Annotated in this window: 15 protein-coding genes; 9 read left to right on the top strand and 6 right to left on the bottom strand. The window is 69.0% G+C overall.

Going from position 1 to position 14570, the window contains the following annotated elements; all coding sequences use genetic code 11:
* Positions 1–136: 136 nt before the first annotated feature.
* Genes MMB92_RS12080 through MMB92_RS12065 form a run of 4 tightly spaced genes read left to right on the top strand, consistent with a single transcriptional unit; the run spans position 137 to position 3697 of the window.
* Entirely contained in the window at positions 137–928 is a 792-nt protein-coding gene (locus tag MMB92_RS12080; RefSeq protein ID WP_062911390.1) for a hypothetical protein, read from the top strand.
* Between the two features lie 8 nt (positions 929–936).
* Positions 937–2004, top strand: a complete 1068-nt coding sequence (locus tag MMB92_RS12075; RefSeq protein ID WP_277562712.1) for a substrate-binding domain-containing protein — start codon at positions 937–939, stop codon at positions 2002–2004.
* 53 nt (positions 2005–2057) lie between these two features.
* On the top strand, positions 2058–2756 hold the full coding sequence (locus MMB92_RS12070; protein WP_058903519.1) for a c-type cytochrome: 699 nt from the start codon (positions 2058–2060) through the stop codon (positions 2754–2756).
* Positions 2753–3697 (top strand): c-type cytochrome, encoded by a 945-nt coding sequence (locus MMB92_RS12065; RefSeq protein ID WP_062910312.1) that lies wholly within the window; start codon positions 2753–2755, stop codon positions 3695–3697. Before MMB92_RS12070 ends, MMB92_RS12065 begins: the two co-directional genes overlap by 4 nt.
* Before the next feature lie 44 nt (positions 3698–3741).
* Here the strand turns inward: MMB92_RS12065 and MMB92_RS12060 are convergent, their stop codons facing one another.
* The 3 genes from MMB92_RS12060 to MMB92_RS12050 all read right to left on the bottom strand — a co-directional run bounded on the left by MMB92_RS12060 (position 3742) and on the right by MMB92_RS12050 (position 7840).
* Positions 3742–5670, bottom strand: a complete 1929-nt coding sequence (locus MMB92_RS12060) for a hypothetical protein (RefSeq protein WP_062910311.1) — start codon at positions 5668–5670, stop codon at positions 3742–3744.
* Between the two features lie 447 nt (positions 5671–6117).
* Positions 6118–6549 (bottom strand): GFA family protein, encoded by a 432-nt coding sequence (locus tag MMB92_RS12055; RefSeq protein ID WP_080322659.1) that lies wholly within the window; start codon positions 6547–6549, stop codon positions 6118–6120.
* 97 nt (positions 6550–6646) lie between these two features.
* Positions 6647–7840 carry a porin gene (locus MMB92_RS12050; protein WP_006495147.1) on the bottom strand — a complete coding sequence of 398 codons (1194 nt, stop codon included), beginning with the start codon at positions 7838–7840 and terminating at the stop codon, positions 6647–6649.
* Between the two features lie 305 nt (positions 7841–8145).
* Here MMB92_RS12050 and MMB92_RS12045 point away from each other — a divergent pair, with 305 nt between their 5' ends.
* The 4 genes from MMB92_RS12045 (at position 8146) to MMB92_RS12030 (ending at position 10841) form a co-directional block, all read left to right on the top strand.
* Complete coding sequence (locus MMB92_RS12045) at positions 8146–8778, top strand: LysE family translocator (protein ID WP_058903522.1); 633 nt, start codon at positions 8146–8148, stop codon at positions 8776–8778.
* Between the two features lie 12 nt (positions 8779–8790).
* Positions 8791–9327 carry a GNAT family protein gene (locus tag MMB92_RS12040; protein WP_058903523.1) on the top strand — a complete coding sequence of 179 codons (537 nt, stop codon included), beginning with the start codon at positions 8791–8793 and terminating at the stop codon, positions 9325–9327.
* 110 nt (positions 9328–9437) lie between these two features.
* Positions 9438–10172, top strand: a complete 735-nt coding sequence (locus tag MMB92_RS12035) for a metallophosphoesterase family protein (protein ID WP_006490078.1) — start codon at positions 9438–9440, stop codon at positions 10170–10172.
* 57 nt (positions 10173–10229) lie between these two features.
* Positions 10230–10841, top strand: a complete 612-nt coding sequence (locus tag MMB92_RS12030) for an alpha/beta fold hydrolase (RefSeq protein ID WP_006490057.1) — start codon at positions 10230–10232, stop codon at positions 10839–10841.
* Between the two features lie 63 nt (positions 10842–10904).
* On the opposite strand, the gene MMB92_RS12025 is transcribed toward MMB92_RS12030, so the two are convergent.
* Both MMB92_RS12025 and MMB92_RS12020 read right to left on the bottom strand, forming a co-directional pair.
* Positions 10905–12227, bottom strand: coding sequence for an ATP-binding protein (locus MMB92_RS12025; protein ID WP_006490055.1), 1323 nt, complete (start codon positions 12225–12227; stop codon positions 10905–10907).
* The gene (locus MMB92_RS12020) at positions 12224–12964 is read right to left on the bottom strand and encodes a response regulator (protein ID WP_006490080.1); all 741 of its coding nucleotides are present in this window, start codon (positions 12962–12964) and stop codon (positions 12224–12226) included. The genes MMB92_RS12025 and MMB92_RS12020 overlap by 4 nt, the downstream gene beginning before the upstream one ends.
* A 233-nt stretch (positions 12965–13197) precedes the next feature.
* Here MMB92_RS12020 and MMB92_RS12015 point away from each other — a divergent pair, with 233 nt between their 5' ends.
* A complete protein-coding gene (locus tag MMB92_RS12015) occupies positions 13198–13779 on the top strand; it encodes a thioredoxin family protein (protein WP_006490070.1) in 582 nt (193 codons plus the stop codon).
* A 50-nt stretch (positions 13780–13829) separates the two neighbouring features.
* Here the strand turns inward: MMB92_RS12015 and MMB92_RS12010 are convergent, their stop codons facing one another.
* Entirely contained in the window at positions 13830–14468 is a 639-nt protein-coding gene (locus tag MMB92_RS12010) for an FMN-binding negative transcriptional regulator (RefSeq protein ID WP_006495144.1), read from the bottom strand.
* Positions 14469–14570 lie beyond the last annotated feature (102 nt).

The raw sequence follows: 14570 nt of genomic DNA, 5'->3' as shown, positions 1-14570 counted from the left end.
GCCCCCGAATAGCTCCCATCCGATATCGCGATTTCCGGTATCGATCGCGCGCCCCTAGACTGGCTACGCGATGGCGACGCAGCGCTGCGGCACGGCGATGCAGCTCGCCCCCACAAAAACGATCTGGGAGAGCTCGATGTCCGACCGGCATGCGCGCCGTGACGCACTCAAGACACTTGGCCTCGCGGCCGGCACCGCCCTGCTCGCGGCGACGCGCCCCGCGCACGCCGCGGCGCCCGACACCGGCACGCTGCTGCCCGGCGGCGCCGCGCGCCTCGCCGACCTCACGCGCCGCCTCGCGGCAACCCCGCGACGGCGCGACTTCAAGACGGTGCCGATGATCCTCGAGCGCCCCGACCAGTGGGACCACGCGGCGCTCACCGAAGTCATCGGCTATCGCGGCGGCCCGAAGCAGGTGTGGGACAACACCGAGCTCGGCGGCCCGTGGCTGAACCTGATGCGCAATTCGCTGAACGCGCAGATCTGGTCGTACGGCCATCCGGATTTCCTCGTCGTGTCGGCCACTCACGGCAGCGCGCATCTCGCGCTGTTCGATCAGATCGCGTGGGACAAATACGGCCTCGCGAAATTCGCCGGCGCCGCGTTCCCGACCAACACGCTGCTCGACGCCAAACCGGCGCAAGCGAAAGGCGCACAGGGCCACGAACTACCGGACGGCGCATTCTCGTCGCATGACAACGGCATCGCCGCGCTGCAGCAGCGTGGCGTCGTGTTCCTGTCGTGCCACAACGCGATCTGGGAACTCGCGGAACGGCTCGACGGCGCGAATGCGAACCCGGACAAGCTGCCGCTCGACGCACTCGCGGCCGACCTGACCAACCACGTGATTCCGTCCGCGATCGTCACGCCGGGCGCGGTCGGCACGCTGCCCGAGTTGCAGCAGGCCGGTTTCACGTACGCGAAATGAGCACCGCGATGACCTCGATCCGGATGAAACCGCCCCGGCAATCGCCCACGGCGCGCCGCCGCCCGCGCACGCCGCGCGCCGTGCTGGCCGCGTGGCTGTGCTGCGCCTCGGCGCTTGCGCTCGCCGCCCCCGCCGACACCGATGCACGCCTCTTTCCGCCGTGGCAGGACGGCCGCAACAACGACGCGATCCATCGCGGCCTCGAATTCACGGTGCCGCAAGTCGACGTGCTCGCCGATTTCCACGGCGACCTCACCGCGCCGAAGCTCGTGCTGTACGTCGGCGGCAATTACTTCTTCGCGATGGCACCGCTCGTCGCGAAGTTCGAGGCAGACCATCCCGAGTATCGCGGCCGCATCTACTGGGAAACGATTCCGCCCGGCCTGCTCGTCAAGCAGATCCACGCGGGCGGCACGATCACCGTCGGCAACATGACGTGGACGGTCAAGCCCGACGCGTATTTCGCGGGGCTCGGCAAGATCAACGACCTGATCGCGGACGGCACGCTCGCGGGCCCGGCCGTGCCGTACGTGACGAACCAGCTGACGATCATGGTGCGCGCCGGCAATCCGAAACGCATCGCGACGCTCGGCGATCTCGCGCGGCCCGACGTGGCGCTCGCGATGCCGAACCCGGCCTTCGAAGGCGTCGCGCGGCAGATCCGTGCGTCGCTCGTGAAAGCCGGCGGCGACGCGCTCGCACGCGCCGTCTACGACGACAAGGTGCGCGCCGGCACGGCCGAGCTCACGCATATCCACCATCGGGAAACGGCGCTGTTCCTGATGCAGGGCCGCGCGGACGCGGGGGTGCTGTGGCAGTCCGAAGCGGCGTTCCAGGAACAGGTCGGGCATCCGCTGATGCACGTCGACATTCCGGCCGAGCAGAATACGACGGCGATCTACGCGGGCGCGATGGTGAAGGACGCGCCGCACCCGGAAGCGGCGCGTGCATGGCTCGCGTTCATCCGGTCGCCCGAAGCGTTCGGGATTTTCCGGCGCTACGGCTTCGGCCGATATGATGCGAACCAGCCGACGCCGCATCTCGCGCCGGCGCAGGACGTGTCTGCCGCAAGCTGACGGTCCGGCCGCTGCACGGCGCGCGCGCCACATACACAACAAGGAGGGGACACGTGAACGACAGGGTCGCTAGACGGCGAGAACCATCGCGACGCCGGTTCGCACCGCTGCTGCTCGCCGCGGCCGCGCTGCTGGCCGGCCACGCGCATGCGGACGACGCGGCGTCCGGCAAGACGATCGCGACACAAGGCACGGCGACGGGCGTCGCCGCCTGCATCGGCTGCCACGGCAGCCAGGGCGAAGGCAACGCGGCGGCCGGCTTCCCGCGCCTTGCGGGCGCGAACGCCGCGTACCTGTCCGCGCAGCTCGCCGCGTTCGCGGACGGCAGCCGCCAGAATCCGGTCATGCAGCCGCTCTCGAAACTGCTGTCGCCGCGCGAGCGCGACGCGGTCTCCGCGTACTTCGCAAGCCTGCCCGCGCCGGCCGGCGTCTTCACCCCCGACGACGCGTCGATCGATCCGGCGAACACCGGCGCGTGGCTCGCGACGCGCGGGCGCTGGTCGCAGGGCCTGCCCGCGTGCGCGCAATGCCACGGCCCCGGCGGCCTCGGCGTCGGCACCGCGTTTCCGCCGCTCGCAGGGCAGCCGGCCGCGTATCTCGCCGGCCAGTTGCACGGCTGGCAACACGGCACGCGGCCGCCCGGGCCGATGGGATTGATGCCGATGATCGCCGGCAAGCTGTCCGACGCCGACATCGACGCGGTGGCCGCCTACTATGCACGCGGCGGCGCCGCGCAAGGAGACAAGCGATGACCGATCGCACGACGCTGATCCGCCGCACCCGCACGGCGCTGCTCGGCGCGGCGTGGCTGCCCGCGCTCGCGTTCGGGGCGACACCGCAGGACGCACCGGCCGCCGCTTCCGCCCCCCCGCCCGCGCCCGCCGCCGCCGCCGCGCCGGCGGCGAAACCGTTCACGCCGCCGCCCGAATCCGCGATCCCCGCCGACGACTTCGGCAAGACCGTCAGGCTCGGCGAGCAGATCTTCCTGCACACGCCCGAGTTCGCGGGCAAGTACGTCGGCAACAAGCTGACCTGCGCGAGCTGCCATCTCGATGCGGGCCGCCGGCCCGATTCGAGCCCGATGTGGGCCGCTTACCTGCTGTATCCGGCGTACCGCGCCAAGAACGGCCACGTGAACACGTTCGCCGAGCGCCTGCAGGGCTGCTTCCGCTACAGCATGAACGGCAAGGCGCCGCCGGCCGGCGATCCGATCCTGGTCGCGCTCGAAACCTATTCGTACTGGCTCGCGAAGGGTGCGCCGGTCGGCACGAAGCTGCCGGGCCAGGGGTTCCCGAAACTGCCACCGCCGGCGCAGAAGGCCGACTACGCACGCGGCGCGGCCGTCTACACGCAGCACTGCGCGCTGTGCCACGGCGCGGACGGCCAGGGCCAGTCGAGCGGCGGCAAACCGGTGTTCCCGGCGCTGTGGGGCGCGCGCTCGTTCAACTGGGGCGCGGGGATGGGCGACATCCGCAACGCGGCCGGCTTCATCAAGGCCAACATGCCGCTCGGGCTCGGCGGCACGCTGACCGATCAGGAAGCGTGGGACGTGGCAACCTTCATGGACAGCCACGAACGCCCGCAGGACCCGCGCTTCACGGGTTCCGTGCAGGACACGCGCGCGAAGTTCCACGATTCACCCGACTCGATGTATGGGCGCAGCGTGAACGGGCGCGTGCTCGGCGCGCCCTGACGATCAGGCCGCGCCGGTCGATACGGCCCGCGCGGCCGGCGCGGTCACGGACGCCAGCGATACACGACGATGCTCGACCCGTTGTAGTTGTCCTTCGTGATCACGTACTCGCCGGTCGAGCGCAGGTATGCGCGCACGCCGTACATCGAATCGACGTCGTTGCCGACGTCCATCGCCGACGGGTTCGAGTTCGTCAGCGTCGTGACGAACGCACCGGTGTTCAGGTCGAATATGTCGATGTTCGGCACCGTGTGCACGTAGCCGACGAACAGGTAGTGGCCGGCGGCCGCGATCGATTTCGGGTTCGCGCTCGTCAGGTTGATCACCGGGTTCGGCGTGCTCGTGTTGCCGTTCTTCCAGCCGTGATAGACCTCGATGTGCCCGTTCATCGCGGTCCAGTCCCAGTTGCCCGCGAGGCCCTGCGCAAGAATCATCGTGTCGCTGTCGGCCTGGTAGATGATGCGCGTCACGGGCGCCACGCTGCCTGGCACGGCGGTCGTCACCGGCTTGCCCCATGACGGCTTGCCGGTCGTCGGGTCGAAGCCCGTCATCGGGTAGCGCGTGATCGCGTTGGCGCCGTTCAGTCCGGCCCACACGTCGCCGTTGCCGTCGATGTCGAAACCGGCCGTCACCTGCAGCGTCGTGTTGAACGGCTTGCCGGGCAGCGAGCCGGCCGGAATCGCGATGTAGCCGCTCGCGGTGTTGAAGTAATAGAAGTTGAAGTTGCCGGGGTTCTGGCCCGACGCAACGAGGATCCGATTGCCGCCGACCGTCACGAGCTGGCCGAAGTGCTGGCCACGCTGATAGTCGTTCATGTCGAGGCGCGGGTCCTTCGGATAGGTGAACGGATCGACCGTGTTCGCGACGAACGTGCCGCCCGCGGTGCCCGTATACACGTTGTTGCCGCTGAAGAACAACGTGCCGTCCGTCGCGGGATCGGGCGCGGCGATCCCCTCGAAGTTCAGCGCCTGCAGCTTCCATTGCAGCGTGCCGACCGGGCTGTACGAATGCAGATCGGTGCTGCCGTTGCGGCCGAGATCCCAGCCGCCGCCCCAGGCGTTGTTCAGCACGTACAGGTTGCCGGCCGCATCCTTGCCGAGCGCCGCGACGCGCGTGAAGCGCTTGTCGCCGACCTGCCCCTTGATGCCCGTCGTCGTGTCGAGATAGCCGCCCTGCACGCCGAACGTGCCGACCTGCACCGGCAGCCCGGGCAGCCCGCCGTACACCTTGATGTTCATGTCGGGCCCTTCGTCGCCCACCATCAGGCGGCCCATCGACGCATCGAAGTACAGCGACGCCGGCCGCGCGCCGGCCGCCATCTGCAGCGTGTTCATCGCCGTCCCGGTCGGACTGAACTGCGCGACGACGCCCGCACTCTTGCGCGCGACCCACAGGTTGCCGGCCGCATCGAGCGCCAGCGCGCCGGGCCCCGTGACGCCGATGTCGCGCTGCCACACGCCATCGGTCGTATAGACGCGCACGCGGTTGCCGTAGAAGTCGCTCACGTACAGCAGGTTGCCGCCCGTCGCGAGGCCCGTGATGACGTCCGCATACTGGATGCCCGTCCACGTGCTGACCGGAATGCGCAGGTCGCGCTGGTTGGTGCTGCGGTTGTAGCGGCCCACCGAGCCGCTGCCGAACGTGCGGTTGTAGCCGAGCGCGACGAACAGCGACGTCGAATTGCCGGTGATCGCGCCGCCCTGGAATTCGTCGTGGATGCCGATCGTGCCGAGCGGCTGGCCGTTCTGGTAGATCGCGACGCCGCCCGCGTTCTCGTCCCAGCGCGACGCCGTGTAGATCACGCCTTCGGGCGCGACCCACATCGAGCGCGCGCCGTTGCCGACGTGCGAGGCGAGCGTGCCGTAGGTGTTCGCGAGCCAGTCGGTCGAGTATTGCGCCTGCGCGTGGCTCGCCGGCGCCAGCATCGCCATGCACATTCCCAGCAACACCGCGCGGATTTGTTTCATTGACATGAATAATGCTCCCAGACGAACCATGGTCGACACTGTAAATCGCGGCGCATGAAATATTGGTGATTCAGGCAAATGCGCATTCGCCGTTACCCCGAATTATTCACTGCACGCCTTTTGCCGTCCGGCGCTTTTTCGTCAATGATCGAAAAATCTGCGAACCCGCGCCACGACGGCCTGCCAGCCACGCGGTCGCGGCGCATTTCCCGGCATTTTCTTCCGGGTCATCCAATGCCAATGCGTCATTTTTTCTGATATGAGCGCATTGCTTTTTTCATTCCCCGGCGATCGTTTTGATTATTACAAATAGAAATTAAAATGAAAGGGAAAAAATATTATCCGGCGAGCCCGGCGTTTGCGATTTCGTGCAAGGAAGGGAAAACAGGAAGGAAAGCGGAATGCAGCGGGGAAAGCCGCGCGCCGGCCGTACCGGCACGCGGCGGCGATCGTTCAGTTCGCCGGATCGAGCGTCGGGCCGTCCCAGCCGTCGACGTATTTCGGCAGCGCATCGACGACGTCGAGCACGCGTTGCCGGTAGAACAGGTGCATCGTCGGCTGCAGGTCGCCGGGCAATGGCCCGACGTGCGCCCGCGCGGTCAGGCTGTTCGGCACGACGCGCATGCCGAGCCGGTTCGTCCCGAACACGATCTCGCCGCACGCTGCGCACCACGTACGCGCCATCGACTTCGACGGATGCGGAAACGTCGCGTGGCCGCCGTCGATCGTCACCTGCTCCGGCGGCCATGCGGTCGCGGACAGCATCGGCGTGCCGTAGAAATCGCGGCAGGTCGCGCAATGACAGTTCGCACGCGCGGCCGGCTCGCCGCGCAACGTGACGGTCACGGCGCCGCACAGGCAGCGCGCGGAAAGCGTTCGGGTCATGTCGTCTCCTCGAAAAGCGAGGCGACAGTATAGAAGCATGCATGCAACGTGACCCGCATCGGCCGCGGGCCCCGTTGCACGCGCAACGACCGCCGCGTCAGAACTTCTGGCGCAGCCCGAGGCTCACGATCGCCTGCGAGCGCGAATCGGACGAGTGACCGTTCGCCTTGTCGGACACCGACGCGGTCGCGGCCACCGGCCGGCCGAGCGCGTCGAGCGTCGTGCCGGACGCATGCTGGTACGCGCCGAGCAGGTACACGCTGGTGCGCTTCGACAGGTCGTAGACCGCGCCGAGCGTGACGTTGTGATACTGCGCGCGGTTGTCGATGCCGTCGACGTCGCTGCCGCGCGTGTAGCTGTAGCCGGCGAACAGCTGCGTCTGCGGCTGCACGTTCCAGCGCGTGAACACGCCGGCGACGTTGAACGTCGCATGGCCGGAAAACAGCGATTGCGCGCCGCTGCGGTACTGCACGTTGCTGTAGTTCACGCCGACGACGGCCGGGCCGAAGTCGTACGTCGCGCCCGTCGCGATCACCTGTTGCGACTGCGCGCTCGCATAGCCTTCGTTGATCGACGAATTGAACAGGCCGTCATCGGTGCTCTGCCACTTGCCCGCCGTCGGATCGGTCGCGCCCGTCTTGCTGTTGTCCGAGCGCTCGTAGCCGACGCCCACGCGCAGCGGCCCCGCCGCATACGCGGCGCCGACGCTCCACGTGTTGCGCTGCTTCATGCTGCCCGGCTGGCCGCCGAAGCCGTACAGCGCGCCGAACGTGAAGCCCGAGTAGTTCGCGCTCGTATATTTGATCGCGCTGTCGACGCGCGCGGTCTGGTCGAGATCGTCGATGTCGCCCGGGTGCGCGCCGAAGCCGCCGATGAACGACGAGGGGCCCACCGGGCTCACGAAATCGTCGAGCGACGTGTACTGGCGACCGAGCGTGATCGTGCCGTAGCGGTTGCTGCCGAGCCCGACGAACGCCTGGCGGCCGAACTGGCGGCCGCCCTGGCCGGACGTACCGTTGGAGATGTCGAAGCCGTTCTCGAGGACGAACAGCGCGCGCATCCCGCCGCCGAGATCCTCGGAACCCTTGATGCCCCAGCGGCTGCCGGACAGGTTGCCGGTCGTGAGGCCGACGCTCGAGTGCCCGGTGTACGCGCCCGCCGAGCCGACCCGCTCGTTGCTGCGATAGGTCACGCCCGCGTCGACGATGCCGTACAGCGTGACGGAGCTTTGCGCGGCGGCGATACCCGCGAGCGAGAGCAGCAGCGGCGCTGCGATCAGTTGCTTGTTCATGTTGTATGTCTCCGGGCGGTGAGCCCGTTGTTCTGGCTGGCTGTTTGCGAGTGGCGCGCGCGGGCGCCGACATCCGCCGGCGGTGCGAGACCGGCGACGTCCACGCGCGACGACGCGGCGGGCATGCCCGCTGCGGCCGGTATGGTAGTTGGAACCGGTTTCGTTCCAAAGCGGAATAATGACAACAGTTTCTTGTCGAAATTGAGATAGTTCGGGCGTGGCCGTCGCCGCTCACTGCCGCGCCTGTACAGCGAGGGCCGACGCCCCCGATAATCGAACGCGCGCCCTCCATCGGGAGTTCATTCATGCATGAAACGACCCTGCTGATCTTCGCCGCCGTCGCATTCGTCGGCATCGCGACACCCGGCCCGACCGTGCTGCTCGCGCTGACCAACGGCTCGCGCTACGGCGTGCGCCGCGCGGCCTACGGTTTCGCGGGCGCGATGCTGTCGGACTTCGTGCTGATCGTCGCGGTCGCGCTCGGACTCGGCGCGCTGCTGATGGCGTCGGCGTTCTGGTTCTCGGTCGTGAAGTGGCTCGGCGCCGCCTACCTCGCCTATGTCGGCATCCGGCTGCTGACGTCGAAGGGAGCGCTCGACGTCGCGGCCGCGCAGCGCGGCACGGCCTCCGGACGCAACGCATCGATCTTCGCGAAAAGCTTCCTGACCGCGGTGACGAACCCGAAGGGTTATCTGTTCTTCTCCGCGTTCCTGCCGCAGTTCCTCGATCCATCCGCGCCGCTCGCGCCGCAGTACGTCGCGCTCGCGGTCACGTTCGCGCTGCTCGACGGCGTCGTGATGTTCGGCTACGCGCTGCTCGGCGCACGCGCGGTGCGGCTGTTGAAACGCGCGGGCGCGCTGTGGCTCGAGCGCACGTGCGGCGCGATGCTGCTCGCACTCGCCGGTTCGCTGGCGCTGTACCGGCGCCATGCCGCGTAGGCGCCGGGCTCGATGAAAATCGCCACGCCGCCGCGCGCCGGTTACCCCGGGCTGTCGCTCAGGCAACTCGAACGCGCGGACCTCGACGCGTGGTACGCGTACCTGTCGAATCCCGACGCCGTTCGCCACACGAGCTGGAACCTGCGCTCGCCCGACGATCTGCTGCCGCTGTTCGACAACATCGAATCGACCGATCCGGATTCGATCCGGCGTCTCGCGATCGTCGACACCGCGTCGGGCGCGCTCGCCGGGACAGTCGGGCTGCATACGGTGTCGACCGTGAACCGCTCGGCGGAAATTGCGTACGACCTCGCGCCGTCGCACTGGGGGCGCGGCATCGCGAGCGCGGTGTGCGAAGCCGTCACCGCGTGGGCGCTCACGCACGGCGGCTTCATGCGCATGCAGGCGGTCGTGCTGACCAGCAACGCAGGCTCCGCGCGCGTGCTGCAGAAGTGCGGCTACCGCTACGAAGGGTTGCTGCGCGCCTACAAGATGGTGCGCGGCACGCCGGGCGATTTCGCGATGTACGCACGCCTCGCGACCGACTGACGTGCCCGCCGCGGCATCGCGTGCCGATGCCGTGAAGCGATTGCACGACCCGATTGCACGGCCCGCGCCGAATTGGCGACAATCGCCATTCCCCACATCGACTTGCCGCCATGAAAATCGCCGCGCTGTCCGACATCCACGGCAACCTCGCCGCGCTCGACGCGGTGCTCGACGACGTCCGCCGCCGCGGCGCCGACGTGATCGTCAATCTCGGCGACATCGTGTCCGGCGCGCTCCATCCGGCCGAAACGGCCGACCGCCTGATCGCGCTCGACCTGCCGACCGTCAAGGGTAATCACGAACGGCAGTTGCTCACCGGCGAGCGCGACGCGATGCGGCTGTCGGATCGCTGGGCGCACGACACGCTGCGCGCCGACCAGTTCGACTGGCTCGCCGCGCTGCCCGAACGCCTGACGCTCGACGGCGACGTGCTGATGGTGCACGGCACGCCGGCCAGCGATCTCGTCTATTTCCTCGAAACGGTCACGCCCGACGGCTGCCGCGCGGCCACGCCCGATGAAGTCGCGCAGCGCGCGGGCGACACGGCGGCGTCGCTGATTCTGTGCGGCCACACGCACGTGCCGCGTGCAGCACGGCTCGACGACGGCAGGCTGATCGTCAATCCGGGCAGCGTCGGGCTGCAGGCATATGAAGACGACCTGCCGCATCCGCACCGGATCGAGACGGGCTCGCCGCACGCGCGCTACGCGATGGTGTCGCGCACGGCGGCCGGCTGGAACGTCGAATTCCATGCGGTCGAATACGACTGGCACACGGCCGCCGCCACCGCGGCCGCGCGCGGGCGCGACGACTGGACCGTCGCGCTGCGCACCGGCCGCTGCTGACGCGCTCGCGCCGCTCGTCGTCCCGCTTCGCTTCGACTACCGGAACACCAACACGCCATGCCCGCTCCATCGCAATTGCTCTTCCTGCCCGGCGCATCGGGCAGCACCGCGTTCTGGCAACCGCTGGCCGGCAGGCTCACGCATCCGGCCGAGCGGCGGATCGTCGCGTATCCGGGCTTCGGTGACACGCCGCGCGATCCAGCCGTCGACGATTTCGACGGTCTCGTGCGTCATGTGCTCGCAAGCGTCGACCGGCCGACCGCCGTGATCGCGCAATCGATGGGCGGCGTAATCGCGATGCGCGCGGCGCTCGACAAGCCGGATCTCGTCACGCATCTCGTGCTGACGGTCACGTCCGGCGGCCTCGACATGGCCGGACTCGGCGCGCAGGACTGGCGCGCCGGTTTCGCCGAGGCGAACCCGCGGTTGCCGGACTGGTTCATGACGTTGCGTGCGGACCTGTCTCAGGACATCGGCCGTATCGCGCAGCCGACGCTGCTGCTGTGGGGCGACGACGATCCGATCAGCCCGGTCGCGGCCGGCCGGCGTCTGCTCGAACGGCTGCCCGATGCGCGGTTGCACGTCGTACCGGGCGGCCGGCACGATCTCGCGGCCGTGCATGCGCAAGCGCTCGCGCCGCTCGTCGACCAGCATCTGCACCGCGCGTGACGTCGCCCCCGTCGCATGCGCCGGCACGCGCCCGACACCGCGACGCTCGCGCGCCGCGTCGCATCAGCCCGCGTTCCTCAGCGTCAACGTCGCTTCGAGCCCGCCGCCGTCGGGCCGGTTGCTCAGCGTGAGCGTGCCGCCCATCGCCAGCGCCAGTTGCCGCGCGATCGCGAGGCCGAGCCCCGTGCCGCCGGTATCGCGATTGCGCGACGTCTCCACGCGCCGGAACGGCTCGAACACCGCGTCGAGCTGGTCGTCCGGAATGCCGGGCCCGCGGTCGAGCACCGCGATCACCGCGCCGCCGTCCGGCGCCGCCCGCACGTCGATCTCGGCCGCGCCCGCGAACTTCAGCGCGTTGTCGACCAGGTTGCCGACGATGCGGCGCAGCGCCTTCGGCCGCGTGACGAGCGCGAGCGGCGCGCGGCTGTGCAGCGCGACGTCCTGCCCCGCATCCGTGTAGTCGCACACGATGCTGTCGAGCAGCGCGTCGACGTCGATGCGGCGTGCGGCTTCCTCGGTGCCGTGCAGCGTCCGCGCGTACGCGACGCCCTCCTTCACCAGATGCTCCATCTCCAGCAGGTCCTGGCGCAGCTTCGCGCCCTGCGTGTCGTCGTCCATCACGTCGACGCGCAGCCGCATCCGCGTGATCGGCGTCTGCAGATCGTGCGAGATCGACGCGAGGATCTGCATGCGCTCGGCCATGTACTGCGCGATGCGGTCCTGCATCGCGTTGAAGGCCCGTGCCGCGCGCGCGACTTCCGACGGCCCGTCTTCGCTCAGCCGCTCGCCCTTCAGGTCGGGGCCGAGTGCGTCGGCGGCCTGCGCGAGCTGCTTGAGCGGCCGCGTCGCGAGCCGCACCGCGAGCCAGCAGCACGCGGCCAGCACCGCGAGCTGCACCACGAGCACGGCCGGCAGCCAGCCCGACAGCGGCACCGTCGACATCGGATGAATGTCGATCGTCAGCGGCGAGCCGTCGGTCAGCCGCAGATGCACCTGCAGATGTTCGCGGTCGCCGGGGATCGAATTCGCGGTCAGCGGATAGTCGCCGCCGATGCCGTCCGAGATCGAGCGCTCGACGCGCGCCGACAGCCGCGCCTCCGGCGGCGTGCCGGTTTCGCCGGGCCCGAGGATGAATGCATAGCTGCGCCGTGCGAGGCGCGGCAGCCACGCGGTGCGCTCGGCGGGCGGCAGATGGTCGAGCAACGCGACCGAGCTCGCGACCTCGCGCTCGATGTAGCCCATCATCAGGTTCGTGGTCGCCTGGTCGCGCTCGGTCACGGTGAGCCAGAACGACAGCGTCTGCGCGAGCGCCAGGCCCACGCACAGGATCAGCGCGAGCCGCGCGAACAGCGAACGCGGCCAGCGCCACAGCGTGCGCGCGCTCATGGCGTACCGTCGACGGCGGTCACGGCCGACGAGAACACGTAGCCCTCGTTGCGCAGCGTCTTGATGTAGCGCGGCTCGCGCGCGCCGTCGCGCAGCCGCTGGCGCAGCCGGCTCACCAGCAAGTCGATCGAGCGGTCGAACGGGTCGGACTGGCGCCCTTGCGTGAGGTTGAGCAACTGGTCGCGCGTCAGCACGCGCTGCGGGTTGTCGAGGAACACGCGCAGCAGCCGGTATTCGGCGCCACTCAGCGCGACCAGCGTGCCTTCGGCGTCGAGCAGATGGCGCCCGGTCGTGTCGAGCTGCCATTCACCGAACGCGAGCAGCGCGGCCGTTTCCGTGACCTGCATGCCGGGCGGCAGCATGCGCGCGCGGCGCAGCACCGAGCGAATCCGCGCCAGCAGCTCACGCACCGCGAACGGCTTGGCCAGGTAGTCGTCGGCGCCCATCTCGAGACCAATGATGCGGTCGGTTTCCTCGCCGCGTGCGGTCAGCATCAGCACCGGTACCGTGCGGAACTTGCCGGCGCGCAGGTCGCGGCACAGCGTCAGGCCATCCTCGCCGGGCAGCATCAGGTCGAGCACGATCAGGTCGGGCGCGCCGTCGTCCAGCGCGTTGCGCATCTCGCGGCCGTTCGCGGCCAGCGACACGCGCATGCCGTTCTTCTCCAGGTAGTCCGCGATCAGTTCGCGGATCGCGCGATCGTCGTCGACGATCAGCACGTGGTCGAGCTTGTCCATGAGTCGTTGCCGGTATCGGTGTCGGGGTTCGGGCGGGGCGATGTCCGCTTTTATACCGCACGGCGGGCACGCGTTTGTATCGCAATGTATCGCGGCGCCGCGACGACACACAACATTGCACACGCGCGGCTGGCCGGACACATCGCGGATACGTCGGCGCCGCCTAATGGGGCCTGTCGAAACCCGTCCGGCCGCCGCCCTCCCGCCGCGGCCCCAAAGATCAGGAGAACGCCATGCTGCCCCGCTTCAAGACCGCCGCCCTCGTCATCGCCCTCGCCGCCACGGCCGGGCTCGCCGCCTTCGCCGGCACCCGCGACGACGCGGGCGTGCAGGCAGCGCCGGCCGGCATGGCGGCGCCCGGTTTCACCGGCATCGACCGCTGGCACAACAGCGCGCCGCTGACGCTCGACCAGTTGCGCGGCAAGGTCGTGCTCGTCGATTTCTGGACGTATTCGTGCATCAACTGCATTCATACGATCCCGTACGTGAACGACTGGTATCGGAAGTATCGCGACCAGGGGCTCGTCGTGGTCGGCGTGCATACGCCGGAATATCCGTTCGAACGCGACGCGAAGAACGTGGCCGATGCGATCAGGCGCTTCGACATCCGGTATCCGGTCGCGCAGGACAACCGCTACGATACGTGGCGCGCATACGGCAACCAGTACTGGCCCGCGCTGTACCTGATCGATGCGAACGGCAAGATCGTCTATACGCGTTATGGCGAAGGCGGGTACGACAAGACGGAAGCCGCGATTCGCGGCGCGCTCGCGCAGGCGGGGGACGGGACGAAGGGTGCGACGCGCACGCCGTGACCGGGGCCGCGCGCGGGCTCGCCACGCGCCCGCGCGCGGCAGTCATGCGCTCATCCGCGCTTCGCGTCGGCCTCCGCCAGCATCGCCTCGCCGATCGCGAGCTGGCCGTCCGCGACCAGCGCTTCGCCCGCGCCGCGAATATCGGCCGCGGGCTTGTTCTGCCCGAGCTTGCGCTTGCCGACGAGCTGCGTGATCTCGATCTGCAGCCCGACGATCGCTTGCAGCATCGCGTCCATGTAGTCCTGCGGCGCGTCGCCCATCTTCCACGGCACCGGCTGCGACGCTTCGTGCGTGCGCGTCAGCCGCGCGACCACGCCTCGCACGAACTTCTCGTCGTCGCGCACCGTGATGCGGCCGTGCGCATGCACGACCCGGTAGTTCCAGGTCGGCACCTCCCGGTGCGTCGCCTGCTTGCTCGGATACCAGGTCGGCGAGATGTACGCGTCGCCCGCACGGAAGATCACGAGCACCTCGTCGCCGTCCGCGACGTCCTGCCAGACCGGATTCGCGCGGGCGACGTGTGCATGCAGCTCGCCGAGCCCGCCATCGCCCGGCATCAGCGCGAACGGGAGGTGGATCGCATCGAGCCCGCTCTTGCCGTGCGTGATCAGGCTGCCGAACGGGTGCTGCACGATCAGCTCGCGCAGCGCGTCCGGATTGGGTTCGTTGTAATCGGCGGGGATGTACATGTCGGCTCCACGGTCGTACGGGGTGGGAAAGGGGCGCGGGCGCAGGCCCGTCATACGTCGATTGTGGCCTTAAACTGGTTTATCCTGTAGAGCCGGTTTGAA

This window comes from Burkholderia sp. IO2, from assembly GCF_029522185.1.
In the GTDB taxonomy this organism is placed as follows: domain Bacteria; phylum Pseudomonadota; class Gammaproteobacteria; order Burkholderiales; family Burkholderiaceae; genus Burkholderia; species Burkholderia cenocepacia.
The sequence above is the reverse complement of the archived record's forward strand: the minus strand, read 5'-3'. Positions and strand labels throughout refer to the sequence as shown.